The following is a 12,028-nucleotide window of genomic DNA, read 5'->3' as shown; positions in this document are numbered from 1 at the left end:
ATGGCGAGAGGAGATTGCCGGAGCGGGCGCGCGCCGACCCGGTCAGCCCAGCCGGAACGTGGCCCGCGGGATGTCGTCCACCAGCCGGTGCGCGATGGCGAACGCGTCCTCCTCGCTGAGCTGATGCGTGACCACGAGGGAGGACAGGAACGACGCATCCACTCGGCGGGACATGTCGTGCCTGGCCGGGATGGAGCAGAACGCGCGGGTGTCGTCGATGAAGCCGCTGGTCTTGGTGAAGCCAGCGCTGTCCGTGATGGCCTGGCGATAGCGGAGGATGGCGGCGGGGGTGTCGAGGAACCACCACGGAGCGCCGGCGTAGACCGTCGGGTAGAACCCGGCGAGCGGCGCGATCTCGCGGGAGAACGTCGTCTCGTCCACCGTGAACAGCACGATCCGGAAGGTCGAGCTGGTGCCGAAGTCGCGCAGGATCGGTGTGAGCGGAGCGGTGAAGCCGCCGACGGCCGGCAGGTCGTGGCCGGTGTCCGGCCCGTACGCGTCGAACGTCGGGCGGTGGTGGTTGCGGATCACGCCGGGGTGCAGCTGCATCACCAGGCCGTCCTCCGCGGCCATCTCGGCCAGGCGGTAGAGCATGTTCCTGCGGTAGGCGACGGCCTCCGCGGCGGTCAGGCTGCCGTCGAGCGCCGCCAGGTGGATGCGCGACGCCTCCGCCTCGGAGAGCGGCTCGCTGCCCGCGTCGATCACGCCGGTGTCCGTCGCGGTGCCGCCGGCGGCGATGAACGCCTGGCGGCGGGCGCGCAGCGCGGCGAGGAGGCCGGGGTACGTGGAGGTGTCGATGTCTGCGCGGGCGGCCAGCGCATCCAGGCGGCCGCGCCAGGTCGGCTCGTCCGGGTGCGTGTAGCGGTCGGCGCGGAAGGTGGGGACCACGCGGCCGGTGAAGGTCGGGTCGTCGCGGAGGCGCTGGTGCGCTGCCAGGTCGTCCGCCGGGTCGTCCGTGGTCGCCAGCACCGAGATGCGGAACCGGTCGAACAGCGCGCGTGGGCGGAACTCCGGGCGCGTCAGGGTCTCGGCGAGCTGGTCGTAGAGTGCGTCGGCGGTGGCGGCCGATGGATGCTCGGTGAGGCCGAACACGTCGCTGAACTCCGACTCGAACCAGAACCGCACGGGCGTGCCGAGGAACGCATCCCAGTTCTCGCAGAGCCTCCGCCAGATCTCCCGGCCGGATGCGGTGGGGGCCGCTCCGTTGCGGGAGAGCCCGAGGTCGTCGAGGGGGACGCCGACGGCGTGCAGCATCCTGGTCACGTAGTGGTCGGGCGTGATCAGCAGCGCCGACGGGTCGCCGAACGGGGTGTCGTCGGCGAGCATCGCGGCGGGGACGTGACCGTGCGGGGAGACGATGGGCGCGTCCGCGACGGCGGCGTGCAGGCGTCGTGCCAGGTCGCGCTCGGCCGGATCGGCCGGGAACAGGCGGTCTGGATGGGGGGCGAGCGTCGTCATCGGCGTCCTTTCGGTTCCCGTGCGGGTCCGGTGGACGACCGCACGGTGAGGTGGGTGGGCAGCGTCGCTCCCTGGCGCATCCCGATCGTGCTCTGGTCGTCGAGACGGGCGAGCAGCATCGACACGGCCGTGCGGCCGGCCTGCTCGATGGGTGCGGTGAGGGTGGTGAGCGGTGGGTTGCAGAAGTCGGCGCCGAAGATGTCGTCGCAGCCGACGATGCTGACGTCGCCGGGGACGTCGATGCCGCGCTCGCGGAACCGGGCGAGCATCCCGATGGCGAGGAGGTCGTTGAAGGCGATGCACGCGGTGACGCCGGCGTGCAGCACGGCGTCTGCCGCCGCTGCTCCCGCGTACTGCCGGGGCGAGAACGGTCCGAGCCGGGTGGCCGTGACGCCGTAGCGTTCTGCGGCGCGCACCATCGCCCGCCAGCGGCCCTCGTTCGACCAAGAGGTCTCCGGTCCGGACGCGTAGCAGAGCTGCGTGTGCCCGAGGGAGACGAGGTGGCCGACGGCCTGCTCGATGCCGCTCGGAGTGTCGATGAAGATGTGCGGGACGCCCCGCGTCTGCCGGTTGATCGCGACCAGCGGGATGTCGTTGGCCAGCACCGTGAGCCGGCGGTCGGTGAGACGGGAGGCGGCGAGGATGGCGCCGTCGAACGAGCGGCGGAGCTTGTGCAGCATCCCGTCCTCGAGCTCGTCCGACTCCTCGGTGTCCACCAGGATCTGCGTGTATCCGGCGGCCTTCAGCTGCTGCTGCGTTCCGCGGATGATGCCGAAGTAGAACGGATTGGTCACATCGGAGACGAGCACGGCGATGGCTCTGGTCTTGCCGCTGGTCAGCGCTCTGGCCTGCGAGTTCGGCACGTAGTTGAGCGCGCGCGCCGCCTCCTCGATGCGCTCGCGCGTCGCAGCGTTCACGCGGCCGGGATTGGAGAGCGCGCGGGAGACCGTCGAGGTGGCCACGCCACTGACGGCGGCCACGTCTGCGAGGGTGGCTGGGCGATCCGACCCCGCTCCGGCGAGAGGTTGCATGACGCCATCTCAGCACACGATGGCAATTTTTGGCAATCGGTTGCAGCAACATTGCCGTGGTGCCTAGAGTCCTCAGCAACCATCCTCCGTGCACCAGCAGAGGGTGCTGACAACTCACGTCCCTGTCTCAAAGGAGAGTCACGAATGAGATCTCGCATCGCGCTCGGCGCGGTCGCCGGGCTGGCCGTCATCGGCCTGGCCCTGAGCGGCTGCTCCTCGTCGGGGAGCACCAACTCCTCCACCTCCGGCCCTGTCGACGGCAAGGGCAAGACCCTCGACGTCATGATCGCCGCCAACTCGCTCTATCCGACCGAACAGCAGCAGTGGTTCAAGGATGTCTCGGCTCAGTTCGAGAAGGAGACGGGAGCCACGGTCAAGTTCGAGACCTTCGCCTCCGCGAACGACGAGCTGACCAAGATCCAGACCTCGGTGCTGAGCGGCCAGGGTCCGGACATCTACGACCTCGGCACCACCTTCACTCCCACCGCGTACTCCACCGGTGCGTTCGTGAAGCTCACCGACGACGACTGGAAGAAGGTCGGTGGCCGGGACCGCTTCGTCCCCGCGACCCTCGGCATCTCCGGACCGGATGAGAAGAACGAGGTCGGCATCCCGTTCCTCAGCCGCCCGTTCGTCCTGGCGTACAACAAGGATCTGCTGAAGGCCGCGGGCATCGACAAGCCGGCCGACACCTGGGACGGACTGGCCGAGCAGGCCAAGAAGCTGACCACGGGTGACGTGCACGGCATGGCGATTGCATACGCGGACAGCTTCGACCCGTGGAAGTTCGTCTGGGCGATGTCGATGCAGCAGGGAAACACCATCCTGGATCTGAAGAGCAAGAAGGCGACGATCGACGACGACGCCGTGAAGAAGGCGTACGAGACGTACTTCGGCTGGCTCACCAAGGACAAGGTGGTCGACCCCGCCTCGATCGGGTGGAAGAACGCCCAGGCCGTCGCCGCCTTCGCCGATGGCAAGGCCGCATTCCTGCCGATGGTGTCGTCGTCCTCGCAGGTCTCGCTCGACAAGTCCGGCGTCGCAGGCAAGTACGCGTACGCAGTGATGCCGACCATCCCGCCGGGAGCCACCAAGCTGCCGAGCGACGGCAAGGCCGCCGCGACGATCATCTCCGGTGACAACATGGTCGTGGCGAAGTACTCGAAGAACCAGGATCTCGCCTTTGCCCTGGTCAAGATGCTCACGAGCGCCGACAACCAGGTGAAGTACACCAAGACGTTCGGAGACCTGCCGACCAACGCAGACGCCGCCAAGCAGATCGAAGACGGCAACGCGCTGATCGCCCCCATCCTGGAGGCCGGCACCAAGGCGTACGGCACCCCGTTCAGCGGGGCGTGGGGCGACACCCAGCTCGCGCTGACGAACGTGGTGGTGCAGTCCATCCCGTCGCTGTCGAGCGGTTCCGTCTCGTCCTCCGACCTCGACGCCAAGCTCAAGACGGCGCAGGACGCCGCGCAGAGCTCGCTGAACAAGGCCAAGTAGCCGGGACCGATCATGTCCAACTCCACCCTGGCCGCGCCGGAAGGCGCGACCGGCCACGAGAGCGGTTCGCCCGCGGGGTCCACCCCCGCGGGCGGCCGCCCCGGCCGAACCGAGAGCCCCCGCCGCAAGCGCAAGTACGAGCGCAACCGGCCGCTCTGGATGCTGCTGCCCGGCGGCATCCTCATGCTCATCATCATCGTGGTGCCGCTGATCGTGGCCGCGGTGATGTCCTCCCTCGACCTCGACCAGTACACGCTGCAGAGCTGGCTGCAAGCGCCGTTCATCGGCCTGCAGAACTACGTCGAGGCGATCACGTCGTCGTCGCTGCTGCGCTCCATCGGCATCAGCGTCTCGTTCGCGCTGATCGCGGCCGTCGTCACCATGCCGATCGGCCTCGCGGCCGCCCTGGCGACGCAGAACAAGTTCCGCGGCCGTGCGCTGGTCCGCTCGCTCTTCCTCATCCCGTACGTGCTGCCCGCGTTCGTGGTCGGCACGCTCTGGCGCACCATGCTGCAGCCGGGCGGCGTCGTCGACTCCGTTCTCGGCGGGATGGGCATCCACACCGGGCTGTTCCTCAACGGCCCTCTCAGCTACTGGTCGCTGATCGTCGTGCAGATCTGGACGTCGTGGCCGTTCTTCTACCTGCTCGTGCTCGCCGGTCTGCAGTCCGTGGACCACGAGGTGCACGAGGCGGCGGCGATCGACGGCGCGACCTGGTGGATCAAGCTGCGCTCGGTGATCCTGCCGTACCTGCGCGGTCCGATCCTGCTGGCGCTGATCATCGCGTTCCTGCACAACATCAACGCGTTCACGCTGCCGTTCGTGCTGTTCGGCGTCCCCGCCCCTCAGGATGTGGACGTTCTGCCGGTGCTCACCTACGTCACCAGCTTCCAGAGCTTCCGCTTCGGCCTGAGTGCCGCCATGGCGATCTGCTCGCTCGTGCTCATCGCGATCCCGCTGTTCATCTACCTGCGGGCCGTGAAACTCGACTCTGGGGAAGAGGAACAACGATGACCGCCGTCAAGCCGTCCTCGGCCGACATCACCCGCCTGCTCCCTCGGCCGCTGCTCGTCGTGGTGATCACGGTGCTGCTGGTGATCGTGCTCGGCCCCGTGCTCTACATGCTGTTCGCGTCAGTCAACTCCGACGTCTCCGTCGCCGGGGGAGCGTTCTTCCCGACCGAGCTACACCTCGACAACTACCTCAAGGTGTGGACGACGGTGGATCTGGGCACCGGCCTGATGAACAGCGTGATCGTCTGCGTGGCTGTCGCCATCGTCTGCGCGTTCCTCGCCGTCGCGACGGCGTACGTGCTGGTCCGCTACGACTTCCGCGGGCGCCTGACCTTCCTGCGCGGGCTCCTCGGCCTGCAGTCGATCCCCGGAACGCTGATGCTGCTCCCGGTGTTCGTGCTGTTCTCGTCGACCGCCAGCCTGCTCGGCGTGCAGATCATCGGGACGCGCTGGGCGGTGTTCATCACCTACCTGACGTTCGCGCTCCCGTTCTCCACCTGGGTCATGGTCACCTACCTGCGCGGCCTGCCCAAGGCGCTGGAGGAGGCGGCGCGCATCGACGGTGCGTCGTCGTGGCGCATCCTGACCCGCATCGTGGTGCCGCTCAGCTGGCCGGGCATCGTCGTCTCCGGCATCTTCGCGTTCCTGCTCGGCTGGAACGACGTGCTGTTCGCATCCGTGCTGACCAACCCGGAGACCCGCACCGCCGCCGTGGCGCTGCAGGTCTTCGGGGCGACGCAAGAGGGTGGCGCGGTCCCGCTCTACGGGCAGATGATGGCGGCGTCCCTCATCTGTGCCGTGCCGGTGGTCGTGCTGTACCTCGTGTTCCAGCGCTACCTCGTCGGTGGCCTGACCTCTGGAGGAGTGAAGTGAGCCAGAACGCTCAGAATTCAGTGAGCTGGGCCCTGTCGGGCTTCGGCGACGAGATCGATCAGGACCCTGTCGTGCAGGTCGCGGTGCTGCAGGCACTCGGCGCGAACCACATCGAGGTGCGCAGCGCCTGGGGCGTGAACATCGTGGACCTCGACGCCGAGCAGCTCGATCGGCTCGCCGGCGTCTTCGCCGAGCGGGGGATGGGCGTCTCGGCCATCGCATCCCCGATCGGCAAAGTGGATGTGTCCCTCCCCGTCGAGCACGAGGTCGAACGTCTCGGCCGTGCCATCGCAGCAGCGCATCGCCTCGGCACGCGCTACATCCGCCTGTTCTCCTTCTATTACGGGGACGGCGTCGCGGTCGAGAGCATCCGCGACGACGTGATGCTCCGGATGCGCGCCCTCGCGGACGCGGCGGAGGCCGCGGACGTCGTGCTGCTGCACGAGAACGAGAAGGACATCTACGGAGACACCCCGGAGCGCTGCCTCGACATCGTCGAGACGGTCGCATCGCCGAACCTCCGGCTCGCCTGGGACAGCGCGAACTTCGTGCAGGTCGGCGTCGCGCATCCGTTCGACGACGGATACGCCATGCTCCGGCCGCACCTCGAGTACCTGCAGGTGAAGGACGCTCTCAGCGCCACCGGAGACGTCACCCCCGCCGGGGAGGGCGATGGCCAGCTCCTCGCCACCCTCACCGCCCTGCGCGACGACGGGTACACCGGCTTCGCCTCGCTCGAACCCCACCTCGCCGACGTGAATAACATGGGCGGCTTCTCCGGACCGGAGGCGTTCGGCCGCGCGGGCCGCGCGTTCCGCCGCCTCACCGACCAGATTGGAGTGCAGCTCGTATGAGCGCTCGCCTGAACGTGGCCATCGTCGGCTGCGGCATCATCGGACTCAACCACGCCAGGGCCATCGCCCGGCACCCCGACCTCGCGATCACCGCCCTGGTGGATGCGGTCCCCGCCGCCGCGAGTGCGCTCGCCGACCAGATCGTGTCCGAGTTCGGCGTGCAGCGGCCTGCCGAGTTCGAGACCCTGCCCGCCGCCGTGGCGGGAGCACCGGTCGACATCGTCGTGATCTGCACCCCCAGCGGACTGCACGTGCAGCTCGCCGAGGAGGCGCTCGCCGCGGGCAAGCACGTGGTGATCGAGAAGCCGCTGGACGTGTCGATGGCGCGGGCCAGGCGCATCCTGGAGCTGTCGCGCGAGGCGGAGCGGAACGGACTGGTGGTCTCGGTGATCAGCCAGCACCGCTTCGATCCGGCCTCCGTGGTGGTCGCCGACGCCGCCCACAGCGGCGCGTTCGGCCGCGTGACCAGCGGTATCGCATCCGTGGCCTGGTGGCGCAGTCAGGACTACTACGACTCCGGCCAGTGGCGGGGCACCTGGGAGCTCGACGGCGGAGGTGCGGTGATGAATCAGGGCGTCCACACCGTCGACCTGCTGGTCTGGTTCCTGGGCCGTCCTGTCGAGATCGTCGCCCAGACGGCGCTGCTCGCCCACGAGCGCGTCGAGGTGGAGGACATCGCCGTCGCGACGGTGCGGTTCGAGTCCGGCGCGCTCGCCGTCGTGCACGCGACCACCGCCGCGTATCCGGGCGGTTCCGTGCGTCTTCAGGTGCTCGGCGACCGCGGGTCGGCGATCATCGAGGACGACCAGCTGGAGTATTTCGGCACCGCGGACCCCGCGGCGTTCGACCCGACAGGGGCGAGCGTCGTGAACAGGGCGGCGGAGCTCGTCGACGCGAGCGAGGTGCGCGGCGGAGAACGCGGCGCAGACCGTTTCATCGTCGGCCACCTGCGCCAGTACGAGGACGTGGTGGATGCGATCGAGCAGCACCGCGCGCCGGGCGTCACCGTCGAGGACGCGTTCGTGTCGCTCGCTGTCGTGCGTGCCATCTACCTGTCGGCCACCCTCGGCCGTCCCATCGCGTTCGACGAGGTGCTCTCCGGGGCGCTCGACGACATCACCGTCACGACAGGAGCCTGAGCCATGAAGTTCTCGGTTTTCACCGCATCCACCCCGGACTGGACGCTCGCCGAGGCGGTTGAGACGCTCGCCGCCCAGGGCTGGGACGGGATCGAGTGGCGCGTCATCGACCAGGACGACGCGACCCCCGCCGGCTTCTGGGCGGGCAACCGCTCCACCTGGCCGCTCACCGGCCTGGAGGAGTCCGTGCCGGAGATCGCGCGGCTCACGGCGGAGGCCGGACTCGAGTTCTCCGGCATCGGCGGCTACGCGCGCTGCGACGACCACGCGAACGTCGACAGGATGCTCGCAGCCACCGCAGCGCTCGGCGCCCGGCAGGTGCGCGTCACCATGCCGCGCACGGACGCCGGAGACTACCGGGAACTGTTCGCCTCCGCCCGTCGCGACGTCGAGCGGGCGGCAGCCCGGGCGGGAGAGCTGGGCGTGAAGGCGCTGGTCGAGCTGCACCACGAGACCATCACCGCGTCGGCGTCGGCCGCGTTCCGGCTGATCGACGGCATCGACCCGGAGACCGTCGGTGTGATCCACGACCTCGGCAACCTCATCATCGAGGGCCAGGAGGCGACGCTGTCCGCCTTCCAGCTGCTCGGCCCGTACCTCGCGCACGTGCACGTCAAGAACGCGGCGTGGCTGCCGGGCGAGCCGGAGGCGGACGGCACCGTGCGCTGGCACCACGCGTGGGCGCCGCTGCGCACCGGCACCGGCGACGTGGAGGCGTACTTCACCGCGCTGCACACCTACGGCTATGACGGCTGGGTCACCGTGGAGGACTTCTCCACGGAGCTGCCCCTCGCGGAGCGCACGCGCGACAACCTCGCCTACCTGCGCGAGGTCGAATCCCGCACCCGCTCCCTGGCGTCGGCGACCGCATGACGCCGCCGCCGCGCTCAGCGCGTCACCCCGTCCGCATCGTGCACCTCGGCCTCGGGGCGTTCCACCGGGCGCACCAGGCCTGGTACACCCAGCGTGCGAACGAGCGCGGCGGGCAGGGCGACGGCTGGGGGATCGCGGCCTTCACCGGCCGCAGCCCGGAGGCGGCGCGCGTGCTCGCGACCCAGGATGCGGTCTACACACTGATCGAGCGCGGCCCCGCCTCCGACACTGCGACCATCGTGGATGCGCTGAGCACCGTCGCGGACGGCGGTGACACCGAGCGTTGGCGTGCAGCCGTCGCCGACCCGGCCGTCGCGGTGATCACCCTGACGGTCACCGAGGCCGGCTACCGTCCGTCGGTGGAGGTACTCGACGCCGACCGGGCGTCGCTGGTGGCGGGGGAGGGCGCATCCACTGCCCCCGGCCGCCTGGTCGACGGCTTGCGGGCGCGCCGAGCGGCTGGCGTCGCCGGGCTCGCCGTGGTCAGCTGCGACAACCTGCCGGGCAACGGGGAGGTGGCGCGGGAGGCCGTGCTCGGCCTCGCCGGACAGGTCGACCCCGGCCTTGCCGACTGGATCACGTCCGAGGTCTCGTTCGTCTCGTCGATGGTGGACAGGATCACCCCGGCGACCACCGACGCCGATCGCACGGCCGCGGCTGCCCTCACCGGTTACGACGACGCGGCCCCCGTGGTCACCGAGCCGTTCAGCGAGTGGGTGCTGAGCGGCGCGTTCCCCGCCGGACGTCCGGACTGGGAGGCCGTCGGCGCGCAGTTCGTCGACGACATCGAGCCGTACGAGCGCCGCAAGCTCTGGCTGCTCAACGCCGGGCACTCGCTGCTCGCATACCGCGGCCTGCTCCGCGGCCACCAGACCATCGCGGAGGCGATGGCCGACGACGACATCGCCGCCGACCTCGAACGGCTCTGGGCGGAAGCGCGCACCGAGCTGCCGTTCGAGGACGAGACGCTGGATGCGGCGACCGCCGCCCTCCGCGACCGTTTCGGCAACGCGCGCATCGAGCACACGCTCGCGCAGATCGCGTCGGACGGCTCGCAGAAGCTCGGCCCGCGCATCCTGGATCCGCTGCGGTCGAGGCTGGCGGCGGGACGCGCGCCGGGCGAGGCGCAGGCCACTGCACTCGCCGCCTGGGCACTGCACCTGCTCGGCCCCGACGTGCGCGACCCGGGAGCTGCCGCCCTCGCGGAGACCCTGCGCGCTACTCCGGACGACGATGCGGCGCTCGCCGCCGGCGTCCTCGCCGCACTCGCACCCGACCTGGCGCGCGAGAGCGCCGTGACCGACCTCATCCAGAACCGGATCGCACAGCTGCGCGCCGGAGCCATCACCGAACCACCGCTACCGACAGGAGCACACTGACATGCGAATCACCTCCGCCGAGGTCCTCGTCTCGAGCCCCGGCCGCAACTTCGTCACCCTCAGGATCACGACGGAGGACGGCGTCACCGGCCTCGGCGACGCGACCCTGAACGGCCGCGAGCTTGCAGTCGCCGCCTACCTGAGCGAGCACGTCGTGCCGCTGCTGATCGGGCGGGACGCGCAGCAGATCGAGGACACCTGGCAGTACCTCTACCGCGGCGCGTACTGGCGCAGGGGTCCGGTGACGATGGCGTCCATCGCCGCCGTGGACACCGCGCTCTGGGACATCAAGGCCAAGGTCGCCGGGATGCCGCTGTATCAGCTGCTCGGCGGGCGCAGCCGCGAGGGTCTGCTCGTCTACGGTCACGCATCCGGTGCCGAGTTGCCCGAACTGTTCGACTCGATCACCGAGCACCTGGAGGAGGGCTACCGTGCTGTCCGCGTGCAGACGGGCATCCCGGGCCTGCCGTCGGTGTACGGGGTGGCGTCGAGCAAGAATGCGGCGGCAGGTGCCGGCTCCGGTTCGGACGCGCGCTACGACTACGAGCCGGCCCGCCGCAGCGCCGTGCCCGTAGAGGAGTCGTGGGACACCCGCGCATACCTGCGCCACGCTCCGACGGTGTTCGAGGCGGTGCGTAACGAGTTCGGCGCCGAGCTGCCGCTGCTGCACGACGCGCACCATCGGCTCACGCCGATCCAGGCGGCCAAGCTCGGCAAATCCCTCGAACCGTACGACCTGTTCTGGCTCGAAGACGTGACCCCCGCCGAGAACCAGGCGGCGCTCCGCCGGGTGCGCGAGCACACCACGACGCCGCTGGCGATCGGCGAGGTGTTCAACACGATCTGGGACTACCGCGAGCTGTTCGAGGAGCAGCTGATCGACTACGTGCGCTCTCCTGTCACGCACGCCGGCGGCATCACGGGCCTGCGGCGCATCTTCGATTACGCTTCGGTGTACCAGATCAAGTCCGGCGTGCACGGACCCACCGACGTCTCACCCGTCGGGCTCGCGGCCGCCATCCACCTCGGCATCGCCATCCCCAACTTCGGGATCCAGGAGTACATGCAGCACAGTCCGACCACCCACGAGGTCTTCCGCACCACGTACAGCTTCGAAGACGGGATGCTGAAGCCCAGCGACGCCCCCGGCATCGGTGTCGACTACGACGAGATCGTCGCGCAGTCGTTCCCGTACGAGGCCGCATACCTCCCGGTCAACCGTCTCCTCGACGGTTCGATGCACGACTGGTGAGCGGCGCACTGGGGGAGCACCCGCGCGTCGTCGTGATGGGGGTGTCCGGCTCCGGCAAGAGCACGATCGGCGCCCTCATCGCCGCCGACCTCGGCCTCCCCTTCCTCGACGGCGACGCGCTGCACCCGATCGAGAACGTACGCAAGATGGCGGGAGGCACCCCTCTCAACGACGCCGACCGGGCCCCCTGGCTGCGCGCGGTCGGCCGTGCCTTGGCGGACGCCCCCGGCGGCCTGGTGATCGCCTGCTCAGCGTTGAAGCGCGCATACCGCGACCTCATCGCCTCTGAGGCCCCCGGCGCGGTCTTCGTTCACCTGGCGGGCACGCGCGAGGTCCTGGCCGCGCGCATGGAAGGCCGCACGGACCACTTCATGCCGACCACGCTGCTCGACTCGCAGCTGGCGACGCTGCAACCGCTCGAGGCGGACGAGCGCGGGGTGACGATCGACGTGTCTGCGCCGGTGGATGCGGTGGTTCAGCAGGCGGTCGTGGCAGTGCGGGAGCTCGTCTGACCGATCGCACGGCGCACTGACGGAACCGATTTCGCACCCGTATTCTGCCGCCCGATTGCCGGAAGTTTTCGGCGTGCCTATCGTCGCGAAGCATCCGGAGTCCCGCTGAGGACCCGGGCTTTCACCGACGAAAGAGGACGC

11 protein-coding genes are annotated in these 12,028 nt (G+C 69.7%); 9 read left to right on the top strand and 2 right to left on the bottom strand.

Annotated features, from left to right (window positions below):
- Nucleotides 1–42: 42 nt before the first annotated feature.
- Complete coding sequence (gene uxaC, locus AC1ROC_RS15145; RefSeq protein WP_493001138.1) at nt 43–1,458, bottom strand: glucuronate isomerase; 1,416 nt, start codon at nt 1,456–1,458, stop codon at nt 43–45.
- Complete coding sequence (locus tag AC1ROC_RS15140) at nt 1,455–2,489, bottom strand: LacI family DNA-binding transcriptional regulator (protein WP_493001136.1); 1,035 nt, start codon at nt 2,487–2,489, stop codon at nt 1,455–1,457. Before AC1ROC_RS15140 ends, uxaC begins: the two co-directional genes overlap by 4 nt.
- 144 nt (nt 2,490–2,633) lie before the next feature.
- Between AC1ROC_RS15140 and AC1ROC_RS15135 the strand changes: the two genes are divergently transcribed.
- Genes AC1ROC_RS15135 through AC1ROC_RS15095 form a run of 9 tightly spaced genes read left to right on the top strand, consistent with a single transcriptional unit; the run spans nt 2,634 to nt 11,887 of the window.
- Nucleotides 2,634–3,992, top strand: coding sequence for an ABC transporter substrate-binding protein (locus AC1ROC_RS15135; RefSeq protein ID WP_493001134.1), 1,359 nt, complete (start codon nt 2,634–2,636; stop codon nt 3,990–3,992).
- 12 nt (nt 3,993–4,004) lie between these two features.
- Entirely contained in the window at nt 4,005–5,006 is a 1,002-nt protein-coding gene (locus AC1ROC_RS15130) for a carbohydrate ABC transporter permease (RefSeq protein WP_085369902.1), read from the top strand.
- Nucleotides 5,003–5,878: a carbohydrate ABC transporter permease gene (locus AC1ROC_RS15125; RefSeq protein ID WP_085369901.1), complete on the top strand. Its 876-nt coding sequence runs from the start codon at nt 5,003–5,005 to the stop codon at nt 5,876–5,878. The genes AC1ROC_RS15130 and AC1ROC_RS15125 overlap by 4 nt, the downstream gene beginning before the upstream one ends.
- 20 nt (nt 5,879–5,898) lie before the next feature.
- A complete protein-coding gene (locus AC1ROC_RS15120; protein ID WP_085369900.1) occupies nt 5,899–6,732 on the top strand; it encodes a sugar phosphate isomerase/epimerase family protein in 834 nt (277 codons plus the stop codon).
- Entirely contained in the window at nt 6,729–7,871 is a 1,143-nt protein-coding gene (locus AC1ROC_RS15115; RefSeq protein WP_085369899.1) for a Gfo/Idh/MocA family protein, read from the top strand. Before AC1ROC_RS15120 ends, AC1ROC_RS15115 begins: the two co-directional genes overlap by 4 nt.
- 3 nt (nt 7,872–7,874) lie before the next feature.
- The gene (locus AC1ROC_RS15110; RefSeq protein WP_085369898.1) at nt 7,875–8,744 is read left to right on the top strand and encodes a sugar phosphate isomerase/epimerase family protein; all 870 of its coding nucleotides are present in this window, start codon (nt 7,875–7,877) and stop codon (nt 8,742–8,744) included.
- A complete protein-coding gene (locus tag AC1ROC_RS15105) occupies nt 8,741–10,123 on the top strand; it encodes a mannitol dehydrogenase family protein (RefSeq protein WP_085369897.1) in 1,383 nt (460 codons plus the stop codon). Before AC1ROC_RS15110 ends, AC1ROC_RS15105 begins: the two co-directional genes overlap by 4 nt.
- Nucleotide 10,124: 1 nt before the next feature.
- Nucleotides 10,125–11,375 (top strand): D-mannonate dehydratase ManD, encoded by a 1,251-nt coding sequence (gene manD / locus AC1ROC_RS15100; RefSeq protein ID WP_085369896.1) that lies wholly within the window; start codon nt 10,125–10,127, stop codon nt 11,373–11,375.
- On the top strand, nt 11,372–11,887 hold the full coding sequence (locus AC1ROC_RS15095; protein ID WP_256922007.1) for a gluconokinase: 516 nt from the start codon (nt 11,372–11,374) through the stop codon (nt 11,885–11,887). The genes manD and AC1ROC_RS15095 overlap by 4 nt, the downstream gene beginning before the upstream one ends.
- The last annotated feature ends 141 nt before the right edge of the window (nt 11,888–12,028 follow it).

Source organism: Leifsonia sp. GW821-FHT13C05, from assembly GCF_058806515.1.
This window is presented reverse-complemented; position numbering and strand designations above follow the sequence as displayed.

What these genes read in the sequence shown, in the direction of transcription:
- AC1ROC_RS15105 (WP_085369897.1), top strand. Translation starts at nt 8,741, where the DNA reads ATGACGCCGCCGCCGCGCTCAGCGCGTCACCCCGTCCGCATCGTGCAC.
- manD (WP_085369896.1), top strand. Translation starts at nt 10,125, where the DNA reads ATGCGAATCACCTCCGCCGAGGTCCTCGTCTCGAGCCCCGGCCGCAAC.
- AC1ROC_RS15135 (WP_493001134.1), top strand. Translation starts at nt 2,634, where the DNA reads ATGAGATCTCGCATCGCGCTCGGCGCGGTCGCCGGGCTGGCCGTCATC.
- uxaC (WP_493001138.1), bottom strand. Translation starts at nt 1,458, where the DNA reads ATGACGACGCTCGCCCCCCATCCAGACCGCCTGTTCCCGGCCGATCCG.
- AC1ROC_RS15115 (WP_085369899.1), top strand. Translation starts at nt 6,729, where the DNA reads ATGAGCGCTCGCCTGAACGTGGCCATCGTCGGCTGCGGCATCATCGGA.
- AC1ROC_RS15130 (WP_085369902.1), top strand. Translation starts at nt 4,005, where the DNA reads ATGTCCAACTCCACCCTGGCCGCGCCGGAAGGCGCGACCGGCCACGAG.
- AC1ROC_RS15110 (WP_085369898.1), top strand. Translation starts at nt 7,875, where the DNA reads ATGAAGTTCTCGGTTTTCACCGCATCCACCCCGGACTGGACGCTCGCC.
- AC1ROC_RS15125 (WP_085369901.1), top strand. Translation starts at nt 5,003, where the DNA reads ATGACCGCCGTCAAGCCGTCCTCGGCCGACATCACCCGCCTGCTCCCT.
- AC1ROC_RS15140 (WP_493001136.1), bottom strand. Translation starts at nt 2,489, where the DNA reads ATGCAACCTCTCGCCGGAGCGGGGTCGGATCGCCCAGCCACCCTCGCA.